This window comes from Sphingomonas sp., assembly GCF_041661825.1.
Classification (GTDB): Bacteria; Pseudomonadota; Alphaproteobacteria; order Sphingomonadales; family Sphingomonadaceae; genus Sphingomonas.
This window is the reverse complement of record NZ_JBAZTU010000002.1, coordinates 1-26,301: the sequence shown is the minus strand read 5'-3', so window position 1 is coordinate 26,301 and position 26,301 is coordinate 1. Positions and strand designations below refer to the sequence as shown.

Sequence of the window (26,301 nt, the reverse complement as noted above, 5' to 3'; positions counted from 1 at the left end):
GGGCGGCGGCGGTGAGGTTGTACGCGACTCCCGCGCGTCTCGTCTGCAATCCCGAGGCGGCGATTGGCGAGTCTCCGGTTGCCGATGGCGACGGCATCATCTGGGTCGATCCGATCACGCCACGGTTGCTGCGGTTTTGTGATGGACGGCTTGAGGAAACCCCGCTCGTCCGGCCTTTATGGTCGCTCGCCGCAACGCCTTCGGGTGCGCTGGCCGCTACACTCGATGGCGGCTTCTGCACGGTCAGCGCAGATGGCGGCATTCGACCTGGGCCGGCGGCTGCGGTGCGTGCGGGTTGCCGGTTCAACGACATGGCGGTCGACTCCAAAGGCGGCCTCTGGGCGGGCGCGATGCACAAGGGCGTGCTCGCCGCGCGCGGCGCGCTCTTCCACGCACGCACATTTGATGCCGAGCCGCTGTGTGTCGCGGAGGGATTCGGCGTGCCCAACGGCATGGCCTTCTCGGCGGATGGCGGCACGCTGTTCGTGATCGACACGCTCGCGCGTACGCTGCTCGCCCTTCCGGTGCTTGGCGGCGGATTGGGCGAACCGGTGATCGTTACCGACTTCATGAATGTGCCGGGCAAGCCCGACGGGATGACGCTTGCCCCCGATGGCAGCTTCTGGGTTGCGATGTGGGGAGGCTCCTGCGTCGTCCGTATCGGTGGCGATGGCGCGCTACTGGAAACGCTCGCGATTCCGGCGCCGCATATCAGCAGCCTCTGCCTCGCAGGTTCGATCCTGTTCGTCACCACGTCACGCATGCGGCTGAGTCCGCAGCAACTGGCTGACCATGGTGGGTCGGGTGGACTCTTTGCGATCGATCTGGAGGGCGTGTGACGGACGCGAGAAACGAGCGCCTGCGCGACGTACTAGCGGTGACGATGCGGTGGAACTTCCGCGTCTGGGGCTTTGGCGAAGGGATCGCACTGCGCGGGCTGCTGCGTGCCGGCGACCTGCTCGGCGACCTCGAGCCCTTTGGTTTCGTCCACGGTATCCTGCGTAGCTGGCTCGGCCGGGGCGTTGCGCGTAGCAACGAAGATCATGTCGGTGCCGGTCGCGAGTTGGTCGATCTCTATCGCCGCACCGGCGACACGCGGTTCCTCGACGCCGCGCGAGCGCTTGCCGCGCTTAACGCCGGTTTTCCCCCGGGGCCGACCGGCGCACGCTACCATCGCTGCGACACGCCTGGCTGGCGCTGGCAGATCTGGGTCGATTGCATGGACGTGGATGGTCCGTTCCTCGCCGAGCTCGCGCGAGAGACCGGGGAGCAAGCTTATTTCGATCAGGCAGCGGAAGAACAGCTCGGCTATGCCCGCGCGCTCCAGGGCGAGGGCGGGCTGCTGATGCACGGTTTCGAGCGCGACTGCGGCCGGAATGGCCAGCTCTGGGCCCGTGGCAATGGCTGGGCGCTGATGGGGCTGGTCGATACGCTGGCGACGCTGCCGCGCGAGCACGCAGCCCGGGCGGAGCTGCACCAGCGCACGATTGCGCTGGCCGACGCGCTCGCCCGCACGCAGGACGAGAGTGGTCTGTGGCACACCGTGCTGGACGAACCCTCGACCTATCTCGAATCGACCCTTGCCGCGATGGCGGCCTATGCGCTCCGCGAGGGGTTCACGCACGGTCTGCTCGATGCGGCCGCCTATGGCGACATGGAGCGTCGCGCCCGCGCCGCGATGCATGCCCAGATCGCGCCCGACGGCACGCTCTCGCTGGTTAGCGACGCGACGCCGGTCGGCGCGCTTGCCACCTACGCCACACGCCCGTTCGGCGTGTTCCCCTGGGGGCAGGGGCCCCTGCTGCTCGCCTTGTGCCAGGAGTTCGCATGAAGATCGTCAGGGTCCAGGCCTTCCCCATCCAGGCTGAGCCAACCGACACGCGCCCTTATTGGGGCAGCCGCGCCTGGGGTACCGAGCGCGCGGCCGGCCAGGCCGAGCTTTCGACCGAATATCCCGTGCCGCTGCGCCGCCGTTTCCTCTATTCGCGCACGATCGATACGGTGGTGGTGCGGATCGAGACCGACACCGGCCATATCGGCTGGGGCGAGGCCAAGGCACCGGTAGCGCCGCAGGCGACCGCGACGATCATCGACCTGCTGCTCACCCAGATCCTGATCGGTGCCGACCCCCGTGAAGTCACGGTGCTGTGGGAGCGGATGTATGCCGGCATGCGCGTGCGCGGTCACCGCGCAGGCTTCTACCTCGAGGCGATCGCTGGCGTCGACATCGCGCTCTGGGACCTCGCAGGCCAGGCCGCGAATGCACCGATCTGCTCCCTGCTTGGCGGGCGCATGCGCGAGTCCGTGCGCGTCTATGCGTCGGGCATTCCCTCACTCCCGCTCGAAGCGCCCGACGCGGCGATCGCCGAATTGGTGACGGAGGCGAAGTCGCTCGAAGCGGCAGGCTATACCGGGGTGAAGGTCGCGATCGGTCGCGGCGTGCGCGGCGATCTGCGCGTCGTCCGGGCGCTGCGCGATGCGATGGGCGACGGCTTCGCCATCTATGTCGATGCAGCCGGCGTCTATTCGCGCGCCGATGCGCTCCGGCTGGGCCAGGCGCTCGAAGAGCTCGATATCGGCTTCTTCGAGATGCCAATCCCGCCGGAGGACGTCGAGGGCTATGCCGAACTCGCACAGAAGCTCGCCATCCCGATCGCGCTCGATTCGATCATGAGCCGGCACGAGACGGTGGAGCTGATCCGCAATCGGGCGATCGATGTGGTGCAGCCCGATGTCTGCCGTGCCGGTGGGATCACGGAGTGCCGCCGGATCGCGGAACTGGCGGATTGCTTCGGCCTTGCCTACCAGCCGCATGTCAGCATCGGCTCGGCGATCCATGTCGCCGCCAGCGCGCATCTTGCCGTGGCGATGCCGAACGCGCTGGTCTGCGAATATTGGATCGGCAGCAATCCGATCGGCAACGCCGTGATCGAGCAGCCGATCGAGCTGCATGACGGTCACCTGTCTGCGCCCGACAATCCGGGGTTGGGTATCAGCATCCTTCCGGACAGGCTGCTCGCGCACGTCAGCAGGATGCGACCCGAATAGGCCTGGTCCGGCTGGTTCTCGCGGCAGCTAGTCCCTCAGGGCCTGGTGGCGCCCTCAGCGACCGGTGGCAGCGTCTCACGGTTGAGCGAGATCGTGGTCACCTTCGCGTCGAGCCCCTTTACCACATCGGCGGTGAGATCATTGGCGAAATTGCCGCCCATCACGGTGCTGCGGTCGATCAGCAGGCCGCAGCCACGCTGGCGATAGACCTGGGCGATCACCGGCTGGGCCTCGGTCGAGATCTGCTGCAGGCCCTTGTTGCGGGTTGCCTCGATCTCGCGCGAGCGCTGGGCCGCGAGCTGCTGGACCGGCTGCAGCCGCGTGGCGAGCGCCTGCTGACGCGTCGTGCGCTGCTCGGGAGTGAGCTTGGCCGCTTCCTTCTGGAACGCCTGGACGTCGGCGTCGACGGGCTTGCGCTGGGCATCGACCTCGACCTGCGCTTCGTCGGAAATCTGCTTGAGCCGGGTGGAGGCCGCCACGCCGATCTTCGCGTTGGCGAAGATCGCTTCACGCGACAACAGGCACACGCCGGCGACCACCGGGCCACCGAGACCGGCATTGCCGGCGCTGGCCGGGGCGGCGGTCTGCGCCGAGGCAGGGTTGGCGGCAAGGAGAGCGAGGGCGAGGGTTACGCAGGTGATACGGGACATGGATTCAGGCCTTTGTCGGTTCGAGGGGCGCGGCGGCGGCTTGGCCGCCATCGGTTTCAGGATGATGACTCGCGCCGGACGCCGCCTGCCGCGCCAGCAATGCCGGGAAGCGTTCGAGCGAGGCGAGGTGGAAATGGACGAGCGCCAGCCAGCCATTGCGGTGCCAGGCCAGCACCGTCGCATCGTCGAGCGTCGCGAAGCGCTCGACATCGACGATCTGAAAGCCGTGCAGGCCCAGCTTGCGGCCGTCGGGCAGGGTTGCGTCGGCGCGGCGCTCGATCAGCAGGTCCTGCTCATTTAGCGCGGCAGCAAAGGCTTCGGTGGCCTGCGCCTCGATGCGGAAGCCGTCGCAGAATTGCAGCGCCTGGCGCGTCAGCGCGCTCGGCCGGCCATCCTCGAACAGCGCCCCGCCCTCGTCGCCCGACTGAAGCACGCGCGGCGAGCCGGCGTCGATCGCCAGCACGAAGCCGTCCGGCTCGGTCGTCGCGATGAAGCCGAAGGGGTAACGTCGGACATAAGCGGGGATATAGGCATCCTCTGCCCATTGCCCGTCCGCGGCGAAGAGGTTGCCGCGCTCCAGCCCGAGGACCGCGACCGGCGCCGCATCGCCCGCGGCGAACACCACCGGATAGCAGCGCGCGGCCGAGACCATCTCGCCGTTGACGATCGGCACGAACGGCGCTTCCTCGGCGAAAGCGAGATCGCCCTCACTCAGCCGCCAGTCCGCATGATGCGTGGACGAAAGCGGCTGGGGATCGCGGTAGAAAAGCGGCAAGCGGCCGGGCGACGCCGCTGCGTCGCTGGTGGATGACGACATCACATACTCTCCGATAAGATGATGGACTGGCCGGGGACCCTCAGGTCACCCGGCGCGGCCGGATCACGATCGTGCTGGGGCCGACTCGCTCGACCGTTACATTGGTGCCCTGCAACAGCCTGGTCAGCGCCTGTTCGGGCGTCATCTTGCCGCGCAACGGCGGCAGCTTGCGATCGGCCAGCGTACCCGAATCGTAGATCACGCTGACATTGGCGCGCCGCCCGATCGCCTGCACCGCTTCGCTCGCGCGCTGGCTCGGCAGATCGAAGGTGACGTCGTTCATGGCATAGCTGACCGACTGGCGCATGGTGCCGGCCGGTGCCGCGGAAGCGACCGACGCGGGTTCCGAGGCGCTGGCGCTCGGTGCCGGCTCGATATCGCAGCGCACGCTCTCGTCCGGGCAATCGCCCTTGCCATAGCCGGTGACGTGCACCTCGATCAGCGAGGGCGACTTGACCGTGGCATTGCGCCGGGCTCCCTCGATCGCGCTTTCGATCGTCTTGCGCACGTCGTTCGATTTCGCCGACAGGTCGTCGAGCTGGATCGGCGGCACCGCCGGCGGCAGCGGCAGGCCGGTCGCGATACCGGCAACGTCGATATTGTCGGTGCCCAGAATCTGCACCGCAAAGACGTTGAAGTTGCCCGACACCCGGATGCCCGCGTCACCGGCATCGACGATGCCGTTCGGCGCGATCAGGTCGACATCGGCGACGGGCGCGCCGGGCACGCTGGCGACGGTGCCGATGCCCGCGCCGCTCGGCAGGCCGACCGGCGTGCGGTTCATCAGGAAATAGCCGTCGAGCGTATAGTCGAAGAAGGTCGGCGTGATCGACGTCTTGGCACCCTTGCCCGCGGCGATGTCGCCATAGCTGGACCAGATGAAGATGTTGCCGCCCTTGGCCGTCAGGATGCGCGACTGGTTCACGATCGCGCTGTCGTGCGTGAACACGTTGATCTCGCCGCCATTGACCGAGAGCAGGCCCGACCGGGTCGCGTCGCCGCGGCCATTGTTGGCGGGCGGCTGGCCGACCTGTTCCGGCAGCGCGGCGATGTTGGCGAGCTTCAATGAACCGCCCGGCGCCATCACCGCGATGCTGCCGCCACCGGTCGAGAGCACACGGCTGGCATAGGTCTCGAAGTCGCCGGTCCAGCGGGATTCACCCGTGGCCAGCGCTTCTTCGGCGCGCTTCTCGGCGCCCGGATAGAGCGTCGCAATCGCTTCGTAACCACGGAAGGTCGTGCCCGAGCGCGGGTTTTCGGTCGCATTGACCTCACGCCCGGTGGTGCGCAGCTCCATCGTCAGGACTTCGCGGTAGAAAGGCACCTTGAACGCGTCGGCCAGGCCATCCCAATAGGACAATGCCGTGTCGAGATACGCGACCTGTTCCGCCTGAGTGGCCAGCGGCGCGAGGCCCTGGAGCCCGCGGACATAATTGACCAGGCCCTGGCGTTCCTCCGGCAGGTAGAATTCGGGCTTGGCCCCCGCCAGCGCCACGGCGCCCTTGGGGAAGAACATGTCGTACGGCGTCGTCTCCGAGGTCGGGATGCCGCTCCAATATTGATAGGCGGTAGGGAGATATTCGTTGCGCTCGCCCTCGGTCTCGAGCGGCGCGAGGCCCTGGCGCTCGCGCACCCAGTTGACGAAGCCTTCGCGCAGCTCGGGGCTCATGAAGGCGACGTCGGGCTCACGGTCGCCGCGCGAATAGAGCCGGTCGAACAGGTAGATCGACCGCGTGCCGCCCTTGCCGTCGTCCTTGACGAGATAGTCGGCCATGCCTTCGCCACTGAGATAGGCGGAGTCGAACGCCTCGTAATCGGGCCGCTGATTATAGCCGACCGAGATGCCGATATCGGCGCCCTTCTGGCCGGGGTTCAGGATTTCCGCGGGGACGGTGTCATAGGGGTTCGCGTCCGGCAGCATGACCTGGCCGCTGGTGATCCCCCTGGCGTTGCTCGGGATCCAGAGATCGGTGCCGGTCTCGATCTCGAGCCGGCCCGGGCCGACGATCGAGATGAAGGAGGCGTCGCCGAGATACAGCCCCTTGCCTGCGCGGATCAGGCTCAGGTCGTTCATGTTGTTGTGCTGGATCGAATAATTCGGGAAATAGATGTTCCCACCGGCCTGGAGCCAGAGCGACTTCGGAATGGTCAGGCCCGCCGAGGTCACGATGTCGCCGTCGCCGGCATAGATGCGCACCGGCTTGGTATCACCGACATGCAGGTCGGGCGGAACGAGCCGGCTGAAGCCGACCGTGCCGAGCGACGTCTGGCCGGCCTGGAGGAACTGGTCGCGCGAGAGATTGCCGCCGTAATCGTCGTTGAAGAACGGGTTGAGTGCCGTCCGCAGCAGTTCGGGCTTCGCCTGGCTGAGGAAAATGCCTTCGAACCCGCTGCGATAATTGGAGCGGTCGCCCAGCCGCGGATCGACCTGGAAATCGTCCTGCGCATGCGTGTTGTAGCCGACAAAGACACTGCCGCGCGCGAGCAGGTCGAGCGAGCCGTCCTGGGCCGGCGCCAGCAGCAGCCCGCCGAGTATGTTGATGTCGCCCGAGGCGGCCACTGCGCTCACCTCGCTCGGCCAGAGCTCCCAATTGGCGTTGGCGGCGCCGGAATAGGGATATTCCGCCGTGCCCGCGACATAGGTCGGGTTGGCATAGATGCCGAACCGGTATTGCATGTCGATATTGGTCGAGTTGTTCCACAGCGTCACGTCGCCGCCCGCCGAGAACAGATTCACCTTCGCATTGGGCGTGTAGCCGAGGAAGCCGGCGGAGGCATATGGTACCGGCAGCAGCGGATCGAGCACGGCGTCGATGTCGAGATCGCCGCCGCTCTGGAGGCGGAATTCGCCATTGGTGGTGAACAGCGTGGTGTAGACTGCATGCTGGACGAAGCTCTGCGGGCCGTAATCGTAATAATAGAGGTCGTTATAGCCCTGGCCGCGGATGTCGTTGGTTGCGACGCTGGTGGACGTGGTGAAGGCACCGCCCGCGGTGATCGCGCCGAGCCCGTCGGCCACGAAGAACTTGCCACTGCCGATATCGCCCCCGGCGCGGATGTTGAGGTCGCCGCCGCCATAGGTGGTCAGCGCCATCGCCTCGTTCGGCTGGGTATTGCCAGTCACCCGCCCGGTGGTCGGCAGGTTGACCGAGAGGTTCAGGATGTCGCCGCCCGCCGTGATGTCGACATTGCCGCCACCGAGCGCACCGATACCGGACTGGTAGTTGGCGAAGCTGATATACCAGGTGCTCTGGTCGAAGGCGCGATCGGCCACCGGCGCGAACAGCCCGTTGGGCAGCATGCTGATGCGGCGCATGAGCCAGTTGCCGGGCAGCTGGGGACTGGTCGACCCGATGATGTCGCCGGCGACCGAGATATCGATGTCGCCGCCATTGACCGCATAGCTCGACCCGGCCGGCGCATAGAAGCCGGGCAGATCGGGCGCCTGGCGCCCGGCGGTGTAGATCACCGATGGCCGGTATTTCAGCTCGAGGTCGCGGCCGGCCGCGATGTTGATCCCCGCGGTACCGGTGCGGACCATGTAACCGGTCGAATTGTCATATTGGATATAGCGGCGCGCGGTCTGGTAGGGCTGGCCGTAATTGTCGTTGTAGAAGCCCGGGATCGCGCCGTCGTCGCGCATCCGGTCATAGGCACCCCCCTGATCGAAATAGATCCAGGGCAGCGGCCGGCGCGCATAGGTGGTGGTATCGGCATAGTCGCCCGTCACCGGATCCTTGGCGATCTTGGCGCCCGTCAGCGGATCGAGATAATCGCCGTCGGCGTCACGCTCCAGCTCGATCCAGCCGAGATGGTAGCTCTCGCCACCGCTCTGCACGAACCGGCCTTCGCCATCCATCAGGTAGAGCCGGTGCTCGTTGCCGTGCGCCGGGTCGTAATAATATTCGATCGTATCGGCGGTGCCGCCGACGATCAGCGACCCCTTGCCCGAAGCGAGCTGGCCGAGCGGCAGCACCGCGAGCGAGTTCGGGCTGATGATGTTCGCGCCGGCAGTCAGGTTGAACGCCCAGCTCTGCCCGTCGAGCAAGGTCGCGGTCGGCAGGCTGCCGTCGAACCCGTCGCTAAGGTTGGCATTGATCAGCAAATCGCCCCTGGCACGAAGCGTGAGCACGCCCGCCGCGCCGTCGAAGCGCAGATTGTGGAGATCCCAGTCCGTCGCCAGCTCCATGTCGCCGTCCGAGCGGAGCTCGATACCCGGCGCCACGGTGACGCCCGAACCGAGCCGCGCGCGGATCGCCCCGGCATTCGCCATGAAGGCTGTCGCGTCGGCGGAGACCTGGTCGATCAGCGGTCGATCGATCTTGGTGATGCCGTCATAGGTGCGGAACGCCTCGGCGACGACCGAACGAGCGCCGGTGATCGTGCTGCCGATCCCGCCGATCGCCATGTCGTTGCCGATCTGCGGCGCGCGCAGGCGGACCAGGCGGCCTCCCTCGCCCGTGCCGGACACGTCGATCGTCGAACCCGTAGCGAGATCGATCTTGCCGCCATCGCGCCCCACCGTCTCCAGGAAGACGTTGCCGCCCGATCCGGTCGCGCTGTTCGCCCTGGCGACGATGTGGCTGCCGGCGAGCAGGTTCACGCTTTTCGCTGCCGAAAGCTGGACCCGGCCGCCATTGTCGCCGAGCGTCTCGATGGTCCCGGCAAGGCTGATCGAGCCATCATTCGCGACCATGGCGAAATCGCGCACCTTGATGACGCCGTCGATCACGGCGTCGCCGGTGTTGAATTCGAAATGCCGCGCCTGGCGGAAGCCGCCGACATCGAGCGCCGCGTTGAGGCCGGTGAAGTCGCCCAGCGACTTGCTGACGAGCTGGAAGCTGCCCGAGCGATAGCCGTCATTGGCGGTGCCTTTGACCCCGCCACCGAGCGTGACCGCGCCAAGGCCGGCCGAAATGCTCAACAGGCCGGCATCGCCGCCCGCGCTGGTGCCCGATACGTTGATCCCGGCATTGCCGAGCAGGGTCACGTCGCCGCGGTCCGAGACGAGCGACACGGTGCCCGCGCCGACGCCGACCTTGACGTCGAAGATCTGGCTGATGTTGCTGGTCACGTCGATCGTCGACCCGTCGGCCAGGATCACATTGCCCGACCGGGCCCGCAGGTTCACCGTGCCGCCGGTCAGCGCGATATTGCCCTGGCTGCGGATCGCGGCGCCGGTGATGCCGAGCGTCGCGCCGAACGTCTCGAAATCGGCGAGCTTCGCGCCGCCGAGCGTGGCGAGATCGACGTCGCCGCCGGCATCGAAGAACAGCCGCGAGCCGCTTTCCGCAGTGATCGCGCCGGCTTTGACCGAGAGCGTGCCGGGCACGAACAGCGTGCCGTCATCCTGGCCGATCACGCGCTGCGTGGCCTCGATCGAGACCGAGCGGGCGCCCGAGATGCGCTTGTCGCCCCCGGAGAAATAGACATTGTCGCCCTGCAGCAGCAGGTCGGCATTGCCGATCGCGGCGGTGGCGCCACCGCCATTGCTGTTGGCGAGCGTCAGCGTCTTGCCCGCGATCGTCACGGTCTTGCCGTCGGCCGCCAGCACCCGCACTTCGCGCGTGTCGAGCGTCAGGCTGCCATCGGCGCGCAGGGTCGCGCCGCCGAAGAAGTCGATCGTCGAATAGCTCTTGAGCGCGATATCCTCGGCCGCCCGGAGCGCGCCGAGCGATCCGCCCGCGAACACCAGGCCTTCGGTACCGGCAGGCACGTCGCCTACGCTGACGCGCGACGACGCCGCACTGATCTGGCGCGCCGACAGCGATGCGCCGCTGGCGAGCGAGGTGTTGTGCGTCGCATCCATCGCGAGCGAGCGGGAACTGGAGAGGCTCGCCCCGTCGGAGATGGCGAGGTTGCCGCCCTGCACCAGCGGGGCAAGCCCCTTCGATACGCGCACGGCGTTGACCGTAGCGAGCCGCGCCGGATCGGCGAACAACGCGTTCAGGTCATCGACCGCCGCGATGTTGCGCAGGATGTCGACCTGCTCGCTCGACGACAGGCGCAGCACGGCGCCCTGGTCGAGCACGCCGTGGATCGGCACATCGTCATAATCCCAGGGCGTCCCCATATCGTCCTTGAAAGCCGCGATCGCGGGCAGGATGCGCAGATCGCCCGAGCTGCCGCTGATCTGCCCCTCGGTCTTGATCGCCGCGCCCTGCTCGACGCGGATGCCGTTGCTCGCCGCCAGCAGGATTTCCGGGCCGCTCAGCACGGAGCCCTTGTTGTCGACCACCACATCGGTTGCACCGATGGTGAGCTCGAGATTGACCGCGCCCTGGTGCCTGACGCCGCCGAGTAACAGGCTCTCCGCGCCGAAGCCGTTGAGCCGGTCGCTGTCGAGCAGCAGGTAACCGTCATATTTGCTGACATCGGTATCGGCGCCGATCACGGCGATCTTGCCGGCCTTGATGTCGGCGAAGCCGCCGCGGCCGCCCTTGCCAGCCTTCGACTTGAGCGTCGCATCGAGGACCAGCTGCTTGCCCGCCTCGATCACCACGCTGCCGCCGTCGATCGGGATACGCGGGATTTCGCCGAGCGGGCTGTTGGTCCGCAGTGCCTTTTTCAGGAACGCGGGCGAGATGAAGAAGGTGCTCGCGTTCGCTTCCTGATAGCCGGAGCGCGTGCGCAAGGTTGCGCCGTTCATCACCAGATAGCCGGTATTGTACGGATCGCGGACGCTGGAGCCAGCGGTGAAGCGATAGCCTGCCTGAATGGTCGACCCGTCGAGATTCTGCTTCACCTCGCCCAGCGCCATATCGGTATAGTCGCCAGCATAATGCTGGTTGGCGCTGACGCGGTATGCGCCGGGCAGCATGGCATAGGCAGCGGGCAGCAGCGTGTAATAGCCCGCCTTCAGGCCGCTTCCGCCTGAGAGATAGATCTTGTCGCCGATGCCCAGGCTGTTGCCGCCCAGGCCGAACGGCGCGATGTCGCCCTCATAATCGGGCAGCACCGCGAAGACCTGGCTGCCGTCCGCCACCCAATTGTAATCCTGGTCGCGATAGCCGGTCAGCCAGTCATAGCCGCCGCCGATGCCGGGGATGAATTCGCGCGCGTAGAAATCGCCGCTGCCGGCGACGTCGAGGATCGCCCCCGACTGCAGGTCGACCATGTCGCCCTTCAGGTTGATCGCCTTGGCGGGAAGCGAGCGCAGTTCCTTGCCCGTGATCGGATCGATCCAGGTGTCGCCATTCTGCAGCACGCCGTAGGGGATGACATGGCCATCGGCGTTGACTGAGGTCATGCTGCCGCTGAGCAGGGTGAGCGTGCCCGAACCGGCGGTTCCATCGACATAGGCGTCGAAGGTGATGGTACCGAGCGGCGAGCGCAGCGTGCCGCCCTGGGTGATGCGCGGCGCGTGCAGGGTCAGCTGCGCGGCTGCCTCATAAGGCGTGCCGTTGATCGACGTGCCGGCATCCTGAGGCAGGATGTTGATCGCGCGATCGGAGGCGATGGTGAAGATCGCCGCAGTGTTGGCGTAGATCTGGTCGGCCTTGAACGACAGCGTGCCGGTGGAATGGATCTGGCCCATGCCCTGAGTTGTCGGGCCGGGCACCGCGATCAGGCGGATGTCGCCGGCGCTCGCCAGCAACGTGTCGCCGATACCGTAGAATTCGGCACCGCGAACCTCGAGCAGCGGACCCGCCGTGATGGTAAGGCGCGTGTCGGCACCGCTGGCCGAGACGCCGTTCGCCGTGAGCGCGTTGATATAGGTCGCCATATCGACCGCGCCGTCGACTGACCCGCCGCTCTGATTGAGCGAGACGATGCCCGCCTCGATTCGCACGTCCGAGCCCTGCGTCGCGGTCAGGACGGGCGCGCTCAAATTGATCCGGTCGAAGACAAAGCTGCCATCGGCGCGGCGCCCGCCAAGCGTGGTGTCGCCGGCGAAGATCACTGCCGGGCTCGACGAGATGGAGAGTGTCGAGAAGCCGCCCCGCGCAATCCTGTCGGTCGACAACACCGTGACCGACGGTGCGGTGGTGCTGGTCTCCGGGAAGATATAGCCGAACACTTCGAGGAACTGGCGAAGCCCGGTGTCGACCAGAACCGGCGGGCCGATCTGCGGCACGGGCGGAGTCAGATTGTCGCCGATGAGGAACAGCGGCGGCGCACCGGCCGCGGCACCGTTGAAGCGGTTGAGCAGTTCCTCGAACGCGGCGCGGCTCTCGACCTTGAAGCCTGGGGCAAAATCGAGATGGATGCCGAACTGGCTGTCCCAATCGATGTTGCTGAGATCGGTCCCGAAGAAGCTGGTGAGGGTGTTGCCGTCCTTGTCGACCACATAACCGTAGTCGAACAGATAGGAGAAATAGTCGTAGATCTGGTTTGCGCCTGGGCCGTTATTCGACGGCGCGCCATAGGGTACGCCCCAATTGATCGAGAAGGCGCCGCCGCGCGCGCCCGGCGCCCCCGCCGCCGCACGGTAGTCCGCGCCGTCGACTGACAGCACGGCGCCCGCGACGAGGATAGAGCCGCCGTTCGACCCGACCAGGGTCGGCTGCCGCGCCCCGCCGGCACCGGGCAGATCGAACAATGCGTGCGCGCCCGACACGTCGAGGATCGCGCCGTCGCCGATCATCAGGCTCTTGGCGCCCAGGCTGATCGTGCCGCCCGGCATCACGATACCGCTCAGCAGTTCGCGGCCCTCGGCCGATAGCGACCGGTCAGTGATCAGCGCCACGCCCGGCGCGAGCAACTGCGCCGAGGAGTGGATGTTGATGCTGCCATTGCTTGCCTGGATGTCGATCTTGCCGCCCGGCGCCGACAGCGTACCGGCGATGTCGCTGGAGCGAAGCACGATGCTGCCACCCGCTTCGACGCCGAGATAGGCGCCCTCGCCGAGGGTGGTGAAGCCGCCGAAGTTCAGGTCCATGCCGCGGCGGAGCGCCGCGCTGCGCTGCTCGACCGGCAAGGTTCCAATGGTCGCGACGTCATAGATGTCGGTGCCCGACCTGAAGTCGAGATAGCTCGTCCCGCTGCCGTCGAGCGAAGGATAGCCGAGTTGCAAGGTCGCGCTGCGCGCCTCGACCTTCACGCCGTCGCCGATGGTGACGGTCGGCGCGCTCAGGCTAATCTTCGAGAAGCCGCTGTTCGCGAAGAAATCCGGCGTCAGCAGTAGCGGTGCCAGGCCGCCCTGGGCCTCGTCCGGCAGCGCATCGCCGATATAGACCGCGCGGTTGATCGAGAGCGAATAGGCGCCGTTGCCGCCCAGGCCATAAGCGCGGGCATGCGACAGGGCGGAGAGATCCACCGCGTCGTCGGCCTGATAGGCCATGCCGATCGCGATGTCGCCGCCCCGGCCGAGCTTCAGCTTGCCGTCGCCATCGACCCAGCCGCCGCCCGAGCTGTCCAGCACCATCGTATCGGGCAGGATGAAGCTCGCGTCGCCAACCGGATGCTCGCCGGCGTTCGACCCGGTGATGCTGATACTGCCGCCATTGACTCGCGGCGCGAGGAGCAGGCCGGCTGCGTCGGCATTGGTGTCGTTGTACCAGGAGCCGCGCGTGTCGATCCGCGTGTCGGCGCCGAACTTGACGCTGATGCCGCGGAGCGAGAAGGCGCCGCCCTCGCTGCGGAAGCTGCCGAGGAATTCGACGCGCTCGCCGGCCGCGATGGTCAGCGAGCCGCCATTGGCGAGGTTGAGGTTCGCGCCGGCCTCGACGGTGACCGCCGTGCCGTCGGCCGGCGGGAAATTGGGAAGATTCTCGGCGACGCGGTTCTGCTGCCGGAAATAATAGCTGCCCATCGTCGACCGGTTGAACATGTTGGCCGAGGTGAGCGTGGTATTGTCCGACGTGCGGCCCGAAGTGCCGCGCTTCTGCGTCTCCGGATCGAACTCGACCCCGAAGGTATCGCCGAAGCTGTCGCTCAGCTTGGTATCGAGCCCGAAATTGTCCGGCAGCGCCGCTTCCATCGCGGCGACGATCACGTTGTTGCTGGAATATTCGCCTTCGCTCTCGCCTACGTCATTGAGCGAGAAGGCGCCGGCGGTCGGCAAATTGTTGCGCTGATATTTGCCGACGGTCACGCCGCCGAGCAAGGTGCCCTGAAGCAGGGTATCGGGCGCGATGATGGTGATCGATCCGGCGTTGCCGCCCTCGACATAGCCGTCCTCGTAGCGCCCGATGGTGCTCGACATGAACGGGATATAATAGTTTTTCTGGGTGCGCCATTTGGTGTCGTAGACGACAAATTGGTCGGCAAAGCCCATATAGAGCTGGTCGGGATCGGCCTCGCGGATGTCGATCACGCGGTTGTCGAGCGTGCGGATCAGGGTCGTGTTGATATAGCCGGCCTGGTAGGTCACCTTGCCGCCCGAGACGTCGATGACCGAGCCCGCTTTCATGATGAAGTCGTCGTCCACGTCCATCGTGAACGTGCCGCCATTGATCAGGAATTGGGCGAGCGTGCCCTGGTTGAGATTGTCGAAGCTCTCCCAATTGGCCAGGTTCGTGCCGTAGCGGCGATCGACGGTGATCTCCTTGCGGTAGAAGGGCCCGTCGCGTTGCAGCGGGGAATCGGCGAGCTGTGCCGCGAAGAGCTTGCCGGTGACCTGGTGGAAGCCCATCGGCAGGATCGTCTCCTGCCAGCCTGACAGGTCGATCGTCGCGCCGCGGTCCATCAGGAAGCGCGTGCCGCTTTCATTGTTCTGGTTCGCACCGGCGCCGCGGTTGCCGCCAAAGACGAAGCCGGCGTCGTCGAGCAGCACGTTGAGCGTACCGCTCGGCATGTAGAGGATCGAATCCTCTTGCATGTGCACGCGCGCCGCATTGATCCGGATCGTCCCGACCGACTGTGCGCCCGAGCTGAGCGGAATGGTGTCGATCGCATCGAGATCGGGCGTGATCTGGGTCAGGCTGCCCTTGCCGAAGATCACATCGCCATTGCCCGGCGCGATCGGCCCATTCTCGCCGTTGTTGACATATTCCTGATAGTCGTAGGCGGTGGTGAGGAAGCTCACCGATGCGCGGAACAGCGCCGTCGAGGTCATCTCGATCGCGCCCATCTGTTCGAGCTGGAGCCCCCGGAAGTCGACGCGTCCGCCGCCCGTCGCGCGGATGATGCCCTCGTTGCGGGCATGGAAGCCGACTGCTGCCTCGCGGTCGTACTGGATCTGATTGAGATAGGCCAAATAGCGCTGGCCTGCGTCGGGCAGATAGTCGCCGATATGCAGGCCAAGATTGGCGACCCGCTTCCAGAAATCCACCTGTTGCTGGCTGTTGATGCTGCCCAGGCCCATATAGGGGATGTTGACGCGCATGAACGAGATCGGATTGAACGCGCCGACGACGGCGTTCACATTCTTGCCGTCGCCGGTCAGATAGATGTTATCGCCTGCGGCGAGGATCACCTGGCCCTCGTCGCGCACGCTGATCAGGCCGCGATTGGTGACGGCGGGTCCGAACAGCATGACCTTGCCGAACGAGCCGGTCTCGATCGACCCGTTCCTGCCGATGGTCAGCTTGTAGCGCAGCGGATCATTGGGATCGTCGACCGGCGGCGGCGGCGTGAGGATGTCGGTATAGGGCGATCCGCCGAAAATACCCTTGAAGTTCCAGCTGTTGCTGAAGGTCGGGTCCCAGCGGTTGTTGGCATCGCCGAGGAACGTGGTGAGCCCGGCATTGAACTGCGCATCGCGGATGTCGAGCGCCGAGGCGATCACCTGCTGGGCCTGCACCTTGCCGTCGATCGAAAGGCCCTGCGGCGCGACGAGATAGATTTCGCCGTCCGCCTTGATATCGCCCCTGAGGACCGTGGTGCCCTGCGCCAGCGACCGGTTGAGCGCGATCCAGTTCTTCTTCTCCTGCTGGAACCGCAGCACGTCGCCCGCCTGGCTCGACATGTCGGACCAGTTGAGGATCGCCTTGTCGCGCGACTGGACGATCGTCGTGACCTTGCCGTCGACATTGACGTCGGAGACGCCCGCGCCGGTGACGAGCTGGCGGACGTTGATCTTCGCGCCGTCGCCGATCAGCACGCCATTGTCGTTGAAGATGAACACCCGGCCCGGCGCGCGAATCTCGCCGTCGATCCGCGCCGCCGCCGTGCCGTGCACGCGGTTGACCGCGATCCAGTCGGCCGATTGCTGCTGGAATTCGAGCACCTCGTTGGTCTTGAGTTGGAACTGTTGCCAATCGAGCAGCGCCTTGGCCTTGGTCTGCTGGATCGTCATCGTCGGCCGGCCATCGGCCCCGATGCCGGTGGAGGGGGTGTTCGCGCCGGACCATTGCGAGACGGTGCCGTCGGGCAGCACGACCCGGCCGGCCTGCATCGCGACCATCGAGTTGAAATCCTGCGCGCCCGCCCGCCCGGCCCCGGCAAAGCTCGCGGCGACCGCCAGCGCGGCAAGGCTGGCGCTGTTGAGCAGCTTGGCGCCGGAAGGGCTGCGCTGGCGGTCGGTCGGGCGGGTAAGGCGGGGATGAGTCACGATATGCTCCAGGGTCTGGTCTGGCTGGACCGAAGGATCAGTTTTGCGGGGTCGCGGCGGGGGTTTCCCCGGCAGGTTTCTGGAGATCGCGCTTCATGCGCTCCTCCACGCTGGGCGGCAGCGTCGTCTCGGTGAAGCGCGCGGCGCGAAGCTTGTCCTCATAGTCCTGCACGAGATTCTCGAGCTTGACCCGGCTGGTCTGGAGGAACGGCTCATTGCCCGAAATGACCTTGCCCAGCCCCTTGTGCTGATACTGATCGAGGATCTCGGACCCGAGCTTGTAGAGATCGGCATTGCGGTTGCGGCCGAGGACGAGCAGTTCGTCCTTCAGCTTCGCCTCGTCCCGCAGCGTCTCGACCTGCTGGCGGGCATTGTCGGCGATCATGTCGGCGCGCGCGATCCGGACGGTGAGCTCGGCATTTTCAGCACGCAGCCGCGCGATCTCGGCAGCTGGCGTTTCGGGCGCGGCAACGGGCGCGGCGCCGGCGGGGGATTCCGCCTGGGGGACGGGAACCGCGGCCTGCAAGGCAGCCGCGATCATGATCGGGATCAGCATCGGGGCGGCTCCTAGAATTTCGCGGTGAGATCGAGCTGGAGCACGTCGATGTCGAACGGCGCGCGTTCGATCGATTTGGTGCTGTACCAGGAGAAGCCGAGCGCGGTGTTCTTGTAGACGCCCAGCGACCCGCGCAGGATGTATCCCTCGACGTCAGTGCCGCCGAACCCGAAATCATTGTCGGTGAAGATGTCGAGCACGGCGTCGGTCTCGATCCGCTTGTACGCGGCGGAGACCTGCCAGTCGCCGAACTTGGTCAGATCGGGATGGCCGACGTCGAGCCGCGCCTGGAAGCCGGTATTGCCCGAGGGGACGCTGCCCGGCTCGCCGATGCGGCGCGCGGCGATCTCGGCGCGGTTATAGCCGAGGTTGCGCACATAGTCGCCGGTCAGCGCGACCCTGATCGGGCCGAAGCCGGTATAGCTCAGGCTGCCCGTCACATCGAGCAGCTCGAAGCGCGAGGCGAGGCCGGCGAGCGAGGTCAGCCCGTCATTGCGGATGTTGAAGATCGAGTTGCCCTTGGCCAGGAACGGCGGCGCGGTGAAATCATTGGCGCGCGACGCCGGCTTGTCCTTCTCGCCCTGAACGTTCTGGAAGTCGTAATAGGCGCCGGCGAGCTTGATGGCGACATCGTCCGCGGGCGCGACCGAGAAGCCGGCCTGACCGGCATAGAGCCAGCGATTGGCCTTGCCGCCGCCGCGTTCCTGCAGCGGGAAAGCGCCGCCGGTGCCGAACACCGTCAGGCCCATCAGGTCGTCGCCGAAATCATAATGCGCGGAAAGCGCGACGCCTTCCGGATTGATGTCCTGATCCCAGACCAGGTCGGTCGAGACGAACGGGTTGGGCATGCGCCCGCCGGTCAGCTCGAGCTGGTCGACCGGCTTCACGCTGATGAAGGCGCGGTCGATATACAGGCCGTCCTTGCGGAAATAATCGCCGAAGGTGGCATCGGTCGAGACCGGGCCATTGTCGTCGCCCGAGGCGACCCGGAAGCCGACGCGGACATGCTTCGAAAGCTGCGCGTCGACGCCGATCCGCGCCCGGTACTGGATGCGCTTGCGATCGACCGTCGAATTGAGCAGCGGGAAGCTGGTGTTATTCACCCCGCCCGCCGCGTTGATCGCGTTGATGTCGGGGAACTGGTTGAAATTGCCGTCGGCATAGAATTCGGACTGGTGACGCAGCCGGAAATCGCCCGAGAGGCTGATGCGGTCGAGCCAGCCGGGCAGGATATCGGGGGCGATCCAGCGCTGCTTCTTCGCATCCTCGGTCAGCTCCTTGCGGACTTCCTCCTTGATCTCGTCGCGCACCGTCTGCGGCACGTACCCGACGTCGATCGTCTGCGAGGTCGACGGTGCCTCGCGCTGCTTGCGCAGCTCCGCGGCGCTTTTGGCGCGGGCGAGCAGGTCCTGCGCCTTGGCGGCGGGGACGATGCCCTCATCGACCAGGAGCTGGAGAATTTCGACGCCGATATCGTCGCTGGCCTGGGCCTGAGCGGCCGTCGGCAATACTGTAAGGAGCGAGGCTCCCGTCAGCAGGGCAAGCTTGCGTGCGAACATGAGGGTATTCCTTTGGTCCTGATGGGCGGGGTCAGCCGCTGATCCGTTTCATGTCGATGGTCGTGTAGGTGAGCCCGCCGATCGCCGTGGGCCGGCCCCGGGCAAGCGGGGGCAGGGACGAGAGGACGTTGCGGATCGCGGCATCGAGGTCGGCGTTGCCGGTGCTCGAGCGGAGCGCCGCCCCGCTGATCCGGCCCGACGGCTCGATGTTGAGCGTCACCCGGAGCGAACCCTGCGCCGAGCGCGTCCGCGGATCGAGCCGGAGGGCGCGCCGCACATGCGTTTCGACATAGGCACCCCAGCCGCCATCACCGCTGCCGCCGCCACCGCCGCCGCGCCCGAACAGGCCGCCGCCACCACCCGCCGCGAGGCGGAAACTGTCCGATCCAGTGTCGGCCGGCTTGTCGAGACCCGAAGGCTCGCTCGCCTGCTCGACCGGCTTGTCGTTGGTCGGCTCGTCCTTGGGCGGCTCGACGTCCTTCTGCTCCTGAGGCTTGTCCGTCGGCTGGACGATCTCCTCTTCCTCCATGATCTTCTCTTCGGGCTCGGGCGGCGGCGGAGGCGGTGGCTGCACCAGCGTGATCTCCTGGATCACCCGCTGCCGCATCGGCGTGTTGCCCGTCGGCCAGAGCAGCCAGGCAAGCAGGCCGAGCACCAGCACCACGCCGGTGACGATCGCCGCGAGCCGCCAGTCGAACCGCTGCGGCTGGGGAAGGGATGCGGCCATGACGGCTCAGCCCTTCTTCACGCGCTCGGTGACGATGCCGAGCTGGGAGATGCCCACCCGGCCGCACACGTCGAGCACTTCGGTGACCCGGCCGAACTGAGTGACCCGGTCGCCCTTCACCACCACCGGGAAGTCGGGCGTCACCGCCTTGAACGACCGCAGCTGCGATTCCAGCTCGTCGAGCGAGACCGGATAGGTATCCAGGTAGATCTGGCCGTTCTGGTCGACCGTGATCGCCTTGGTGGTCGGCTTGGCGAGGCTCACCGAGGAGCTCGCCTTGGGCACGTTGACCTTGATCCCCTGCACCGCAGCGGTGGTCATGATGATGAAGATGACGAGCAGCACATACGCTAGGTCGAGCATCGGCGTGATGTTGATCTCGTCGTACGGCTTCTTCTTGGACGTTACCTGCACGATCGCCCCCTATTCAGCAGCCATGAGGGTGGGGGCGGGGCGATAGGTCTCGGCCAGGCGCTTCTCGAGCTCGTCGACGAAGATCAGATTGTCGGTGGCAACCTCGTCGACCTGCGAGAGAAGGTAATTGTAGCCGAACAGCGCCGGGATCGCGACCGCGAGGCCGGCAACCGTCGCGAGCAGTGCCGCGGCGATACCCGGGGCGATCGCGTTGATGTTGACGTCGCCTGCCGCGGCAACCGCGGCGAAGGTGATCATCACGCCGAGCACCGTGCCGAGCAGGCCGATGAACGGGCCGCCCGAGATGGCGATCGTCAGCAGCACCAGCCGGCGGTGCAGCAGTTGTCCCTCGCGGGCCATGCCGGCATCGAGCGCCGAGCGGATCGCCGCGACCGACTGGGGCGCCAGCGCAAAGCGGCTCGTGCCCTGTTCGGCCTGGCGATTGTTCACTTCGCGCCTGCCGATCGAGAAGAGGCGGGCCAGCGAGCTGTCGCCCGACCAGCGGGCCACATCGGTATCGGCAAGGCCGTCATGCGCACCCCGGCCATCGTTTGCCTTCTGATAGGCAGCGAGGAAGCCGGTATTGGCCTTGCGGATGCGCGAGAGCGTCAGGCCCTTGGAGATCATCACCACCCAGGACAGCACCAGCATGACCGCGAGCAGGCCGATCACCACCCAGGCGTCCGGGGTCAGCGCACGGAAGAGCACGCCGAGATAATTGGTCGATTCCGACCCGGCTTCCTCGGGCTCGTTCGCGACTTGCGCGAAGGTCGCCGTACGGCCCTGGCTCTGCGCGGCGATCGCCATAGCCGAGGCCGAGCGATCGACATTGGCGCGGCCGAACTCGTCGACATCGCCGGCAAAGCCCGCCTGCTGGTCGTTTGCGCCGATCATCTCGCCGCCGCCAAGCTCGGGCAGGCCGCCCGGCAGGGTCGCAACCGCCGTGCCGTCGACATAAAGCGCCAGCGTCTGCCCCGCGCTGATCGCGACATGGGCCCATTGGCCGCCCGCGAGCGGTGCGGTCGAGGATGCCTCGCGCACCGCCCCTGCCGCATCGACGACGCGGATGTAAGGAACGCCGGCGCGCAGGCCGACGACCAGCCGCGACTGGCCGGCACCGAGCTTGGTATAGACCGCAGCATCCTGTGCAGGCGCCTCATTGGCGAGCTTGATCCAGAAGGACGCGGTCGCACGGCCATTGGCGGCGATCGCGAGCGACTGGCTCGGCGCCACCTGGAGCTGGCTGGCCGGTGCGAAGCGTGCACCGCCCGCGATCAGCCCCTCGACGGTCGGCTGACCGGTAAAGGCGGTCGCGTTGTTGCGGTTCGCGGTCGAATCCGCCGGAAGCGCGCCGTCGCTGAAATGATAGACCAGGCTCTGCTCGCCATCATAGCTCGCAGCGGGATCGGCCACCGGCTTCGCATTGGCGCTGCCATAGTAGAGCCAGATCTCCTGGCGCTGGCCGGCGGCGACCTGCGGTACGTCGACCCACACCAGCGCAAGCTCGGCGGCAGGATCGAAGCGCTCGATATGGAAGGCGAGCGGGGTCTTGTCGTCACCCGCGACGAAGCGGAGATCGGCGCCGTCCTTGCGGACCTTGCTGAAATCCAGCACGCCGCTGTGCAGCCGGATCAGCACCGGCACCCGCGCCGTCGACCCATCGACACCGCGCAGCACGCTTGCGTCCAGGGTTACTTTGCGGCGTTCCGCCCAATCCTTGTTCCACCAGGCGTTCGCCATGCCCGGCATGCCGAGCAGGAACAGGAACGCCAAGGCCAGCAGCTTCTTCTTCACGGTGATTGCTCCCCCGAAACGATTGATCAAAAAGTCAGAAATCGGCCCAGACCCGGAACTGGGCTCGGACGTTGTTGTTGAAATCGATGAGTGTCGTGCTGCGCCGGCGCAGCGGTACGGCAAGCAGGCCGCTCGCATTGAAGCGGTTGAAGAAGCGCGCGTTGATGCCGCCGCCGACGCTCATCAGCGACGCGCTGGCAGTGCTCGGATCGAGCGGCTCGTTGACCCGGACCAATGCACCGTCGACAAAGGCGAACAGCCGCAGCTCGTGGCGACCCTTGGTGTCGCCGAGCAGCGACGGCGAGATCGCGTCGACCTGGAACGAATAACCATCGTCGCCCAGTTCCTGGCTCTCATAATAGCCGCGCACGCTGTCGAGGCCGCCGGCACCGAACTGCTCGTTGGAGATCAGCGGCTGGCCGGAGATCTGGCCGGCGAGCTTCAGGTTGAACCGGAAATCATGCGGCAGGCGCCACAGATAATCGAAATCGGCGCGCAGATAGGCATAGCTGGCGCTGGCGCCCGAGCGCTTGAGCTGGAATTCGATATCGTCCGCATCGAGCCCGCGAAGGCCGAAATTGAGCGAGACGTTGAAGTCCAGATCGGTGTTCTTGGTCCGCTGGGCCAAGGCATATTGCAGGGTCAGCGGGATGTAATCGATCGGCGTCTTCGCCGTATTGTCGCCCAGCAGCAGATTCTCGCCGAACGACTTGTAGTCCGCGCCGAGCGTGATCGTGTGGAACAGCGTGTCGCTGCTCTGGAAATTATAGATGCCGCGGATGCCGGCAATGTCGCCGCTGCCGAGCACGTTGATGCCGCCGATCGCAGCCACATCACTGTTGGAATGCACGCCGTACGCGACCAGCGTGAAGGGCGTGCCGGCGATCGGCGCGACATAGGAGCCCGACACGACCCAGGACTGGCCGGGATCCTCGGGCGCGAACTGGCCCTGCAGGCTCAGGCTGTGATCGCGCTGGAACAGATTGGCGTAACGGACCGAAGCGCTGGCGCGCAGCCGCTTGGTACGGGCGCTGGTGCGGTCGTTGATCTCGAGGCTGCCGTGAAAGGGCATGCGATCGTCGACGTCGAGATCGACGTCCACCGTGCCGGGCGTATCGCCGGCGCGCAGAGCCGGCGTGATCGTGCGCTCCTGCGACTTGTTGAGCGCGGCGATCTCCTGCGCCACTGCCTTGTAGTTCGGCACGCTTCCCTCGGCGAGCGACGGCGCGCGGTCCTTGATGTCCTCGGGCGAATACCAGCGGGCATTGGTGACGCGCAGCCGGCCGACGCGCAGCTCGGTGACGTTCAGCCGGACGATGCCCTTGCGAACTTCCTGTTCGGGAATCTCGACCGCGACTGTCTCGTAACCGGCATCGCGATAGGCCTTTTCAAGCGCCGCGCGGGCCAGCTCGACATCGCCGGTGCTGCGTTGCGGGCCGAGATAGGGCAGCACCGCGCGTTCGACCGAGCGGCGATCGAGCACGCTGTTGCCCTCGATCCGATAGTTCATGATGTCGATCAGACGCTGCGGCTGCCCATCGTCGGCAGCGGGCGCCGCGCCGGCATCGGCCTGCACCGCCGGCTTTTCGCCAGTCGCCTGCTGCGCCCATGCGGACGACCCGTGAACCAGATTGACGGCGGCAATGATGCCGGCCGCGCCGCAAAGACGTCTCACGTGAAGCATTCCCCCGTCCCCGAACCGCTTGAGCGCTGTTCTTCGACTCGATGTCAGGGTCAACTAGGTCGCTATTGTGACAATCTTGCGTAATTCTTCAGAGAAAATTTCCAGTACTTAGACTAACTTATGGACAGTTTAACACCAATTGCCACTTCGGCAAAACATGCCGAAATGGTACGGGAGATCTATTCTTTTATTTATGACTTTTCGACTTCGAGGTGACTCGAAGTACAACTTGCAGTCGTCGTAATTCTCTGACGCGACATTTCTCGCCTACGCCGCAACCGCGCCGTATCGCTGTTTTTATCGTGCCTATCGAAGTAGACGACCGGCGCGGCGGAAACCGCACCGATTCGCATCAATTTTTTTGCGGGCGCTCACCAAGCGTCAGCGAGTCGCCGCGCTCGCGCAGCGGCAGGCCGTACAAGGCACTGAGCGTGCGGGCGAATTCCGTGCTGTGACCAAGCTTGTACACGCCGGTCAGCCGGGCCTGGGAAGCGCGGGGCGCCTCCAGTTCGATGCGTAACTGGCTGTACCGGTTCATCTCGCGCACGGCCTCGGCGACCGGCGTGTGGCGCAGGATCAGCTCGCCGCGCTGCCAGGCAGTGACCGTGTCGATCTGCGGACGATCGCGCAGCGCGACCGCATCGGAGCCGAGCACCACCCGGTCGCCGGGTTCGAGCAGGATGGGCGCAAGCGCATCCTTGCGCACCGCGACCTTGCCCTCGAGCAGAGTTACCGCAAGCCGTGCGCCGTCGCGGCGCACCATGAAGCGCGTGCCGATCGCGCGCACCTCGCCGCCATCTGCGCGGACGAAGAAGGGCCGGCCAGCATCATGCGCGACATTGAACAGCGCCTCGCCCCGTTCGAGCCGGATAACGCGATCCGTCTTGTCGAAAGCGACCGCGATGCGCGTGTCGGTGTTGAGCGTGACGCGCGACTCATCCTCGAGCACGATGACCCGCCGCTCGCCCACACGCGTATCGAAAGTCTGGCCGTCGCGGCGCAGCGACAGCACGCTGACCAGACAGAGCAGCAAGGTCGCGGCGATCGCCATGGTGGGCGCCAGCCAGGCCGGGCGCCGCCTTGCCTGGGCCGCGGGGTGAAGCGGGACCACATTGGCGCTGGCGCGCGGCGCGCGGACGACCGAATCGAGATCGGCCCAGATCGCTTCCGCGCGGCCATAGGCGCCCTGGTTCGCCGGATCCGCCCCGACCCAGTCGGAAAAGCCCTCGTCGCGCGCGGACTCGCCGAGCACGCGCCGCGCCAGCCACTCTGCCGCTGCAACCGCGCGTGCGTCCTCCGCTGCCATGCTGGCCGTTCCGCTCGTCATCGTTCTTCCATCCAGGCCATCAGGAACACCATGCCGCGGGCGAGCCGTTTCTCGACGGCGCTCACGCTCAGTCCCTGACGCTCCGCTATCTCCGCGACCTTCAACCCTTCCATCTTCTTGGCGACGACGATCGCCCGCGTCACCGAGTCGAGCGCCTCGAATCCGGCACTCAAATGAGATAGACGTCTGCGGGAGGCCAGAACCTCATCAGGCAATGGCGATTCATCTGTGAGGCCCAGTTCCTCGACCGGCGTATCGGCGGTCTGCCAGCGGCGATGGTGCCGCGAGGAATCGATCGCGATGTTGAGCGCGGCGCGGACGATATAGCCTTCGGGATGCTCGACCACCGTGCCGTCGCGGGCGCGTTCCTCGAGCCGCAGATATGCTTCCTGCACGAAATCCTCCGCGTCGTGCACCGACACCCCGCGCCGCACGAGTGTTTGCTTCAGTCGCGAGATGCTATCCCGGATCGACCGCACGTGACGCGCACTCCCGCTCGGACAGGGACCGCCGAGGCGCGCCTGCTATCAAGAAGTGCCCGGGGTGGGAAGCCATCACCCTATCGTCTGGACGTGGCGGCAAGAGGTGGGCTTGCGCTTCGATTGAGCAATTGCGCGCACCCAGCTCAGCCGGTGGGCGATCCGGAGCGCGGGGCCAGGGCGGCTGCGGCGCACCATCTGCTCCACCCTTTTTCCACTTCGGTCCGGGCTTCACCCGCACTCGTGACGTGACCGTCGCATCGTGTCAGTCGGTTCATGACGACACCATCGAGCGTATACCACCATGCGCCGGGGGCGTGGCCCAGTGGACCGATCATTCCGACGCATAGGTCACCGCTGAATGCCCGTTCGGCATTGTCGAGGCTTTGCTCTCGCTCCCAGCGCAACATCATTCCTACTCCACAAGCATTTGGCCGCGGTCAGGCGTGTCGGCGACCGAGTCGCCGTGCCAAAACCGCTCGTGTGCGAACTCCGAAATCTGACCGGATTGTCAATGCTCCCGAAAGGGTGGGGCGACCCGAATCGCCAGGCGGAAGCGATACCGGGAGCAGCCGTTGCGTCCGATTCTTGTCACAGAGTGACGTCTTGCGTTGCGCGCGCGGTCGCTTCGATTAGGAAGGAGGGATGAGGAGATCCGGTTTTATATGAATCCTGATTTCAAGACGCCGTTGCTGGACACGGTGCACACGCCCGCCGATCTGAGGGCCCTACCTGCGGCGAAGCTTCGGCAGTTGGCGGACGAGCTCCGCGCCGAGACGATTGCGGCGGTGGGGGTGACGGGCGGTCACC

At 66.2% G+C, this 26,301-nt stretch carries 15 protein-coding genes; 4 read left to right on the top strand and 11 right to left on the bottom strand.

The genetic code is table 11. The annotated features are described in order from the left end of the window. Positions 1-17: 17 nt before the first annotated feature. Genes WC729_RS07185 through WC729_RS07175 form a run of 3 tightly spaced genes read left to right on the top strand, consistent with a single transcriptional unit; the run spans position 18 to position 3,048 of the window. Positions 18-839 carry an SMP-30/gluconolactonase/LRE family protein gene (locus WC729_RS07185; RefSeq protein WP_372851061.1) on the top strand — a complete coding sequence of 274 codons (822 nt, stop codon included), beginning with the start codon at positions 18-20 and terminating at the stop codon, positions 837-839. Then, on the top strand, positions 836-1,831 hold the full coding sequence (locus tag WC729_RS07180) for a glycoside hydrolase family 88 protein (protein ID WP_372851059.1): 996 nt from the start codon (positions 836-838) through the stop codon (positions 1,829-1,831). The genes WC729_RS07185 and WC729_RS07180 overlap by 4 nt, the downstream gene beginning before the upstream one ends. Beyond that, positions 1,828-3,048 (top strand): mandelate racemase/muconate lactonizing enzyme family protein, encoded by a 1,221-nt coding sequence (locus WC729_RS07175; RefSeq protein ID WP_372851057.1) that lies wholly within the window; start codon positions 1,828-1,830, stop codon positions 3,046-3,048. The genes WC729_RS07180 and WC729_RS07175 overlap by 4 nt, the downstream gene beginning before the upstream one ends. Before the next feature lie 35 nt (positions 3,049-3,083). Here WC729_RS07175 and WC729_RS07170 read toward each other — a convergent pair whose 3' ends face one another. The 11 genes from WC729_RS07170 to WC729_RS07120 all read right to left on the bottom strand — a co-directional run bounded on the left by WC729_RS07170 (position 3,084) and on the right by WC729_RS07120 (position 25,491). Then, entirely contained in the window at positions 3,084-3,698 is a 615-nt protein-coding gene (locus tag WC729_RS07170; RefSeq protein WP_372851055.1) for an OmpH family outer membrane protein, read from the bottom strand. A gap of 4 nt (positions 3,699-3,702) precedes the next feature. Next, positions 3,703-4,515 (bottom strand): SapC family protein, encoded by an 813-nt coding sequence (locus WC729_RS07165; RefSeq protein ID WP_372851053.1) that lies wholly within the window; start codon positions 4,513-4,515, stop codon positions 3,703-3,705. Between the two features lie 40 nt (positions 4,516-4,555). Next, positions 4,556-16,951 (bottom strand): filamentous haemagglutinin family protein, encoded by a 12,396-nt coding sequence (locus WC729_RS07160; RefSeq protein WP_372851051.1) that lies wholly within the window; start codon positions 16,949-16,951, stop codon positions 4,556-4,558. Between the two features lie 37 nt (positions 16,952-16,988). Then, a complete protein-coding gene (locus tag WC729_RS07155; RefSeq protein WP_372851049.1) occupies positions 16,989-17,507 on the bottom strand; it encodes a hypothetical protein in 519 nt (172 codons plus the stop codon). A gap of 11 nt (positions 17,508-17,518) precedes the next feature. After that, complete coding sequence (locus WC729_RS07150; protein ID WP_372851047.1) at positions 17,519-19,066, bottom strand: putative porin; 1,548 nt, start codon at positions 19,064-19,066, stop codon at positions 17,519-17,521. Positions 19,067-19,097: 31 nt separating this feature from the next. Then, the gene (locus WC729_RS07145; protein WP_372851045.1) at positions 19,098-19,793 is read right to left on the bottom strand and encodes an energy transducer TonB; all 696 of its coding nucleotides are present in this window, start codon (positions 19,791-19,793) and stop codon (positions 19,098-19,100) included. A gap of 6 nt (positions 19,794-19,799) precedes the next feature. After that, on the bottom strand, positions 19,800-20,207 hold the full coding sequence (locus WC729_RS07140; protein ID WP_372851043.1) for an ExbD/TolR family protein: 408 nt from the start codon (positions 20,205-20,207) through the stop codon (positions 19,800-19,802). Positions 20,208-20,216: 9 nt separating this feature from the next. Continuing rightward, on the bottom strand, positions 20,217-22,001 hold the full coding sequence (locus tag WC729_RS07135; protein WP_372851041.1) for a DUF2341 domain-containing protein: 1,785 nt from the start codon (positions 21,999-22,001) through the stop codon (positions 20,217-20,219). A 34-nt stretch (positions 22,002-22,035) separates the two neighbouring features. Continuing rightward, positions 22,036-23,676, bottom strand: a complete 1,641-nt coding sequence (locus WC729_RS07130) for a ShlB/FhaC/HecB family hemolysin secretion/activation protein (RefSeq protein WP_372851039.1) — start codon at positions 23,674-23,676, stop codon at positions 22,036-22,038. Positions 23,677-24,037: 361 nt separating this feature from the next. Next, positions 24,038-25,012 (bottom strand): FecR family protein, encoded by a 975-nt coding sequence (locus tag WC729_RS07125; protein ID WP_372851037.1) that lies wholly within the window; start codon positions 25,010-25,012, stop codon positions 24,038-24,040. Beyond that, entirely contained in the window at positions 25,009-25,491 is a 483-nt protein-coding gene (locus WC729_RS07120; RefSeq protein ID WP_372851035.1) for an RNA polymerase sigma factor, read from the bottom strand. Before WC729_RS07120 ends, WC729_RS07125 begins: the two co-directional genes overlap by 4 nt. Before the next feature lie 665 nt (positions 25,492-26,156). On the opposite strand from WC729_RS07120, the gene WC729_RS07115 reads away from it, so the two are divergent. Continuing rightward, positions 26,157-26,301: 1-deoxy-D-xylulose-5-phosphate synthase N-terminal domain-containing protein (locus tag WC729_RS07115; protein WP_372853276.1), on the top strand; the 145-nt coding region annotated here is incomplete at its 3' end.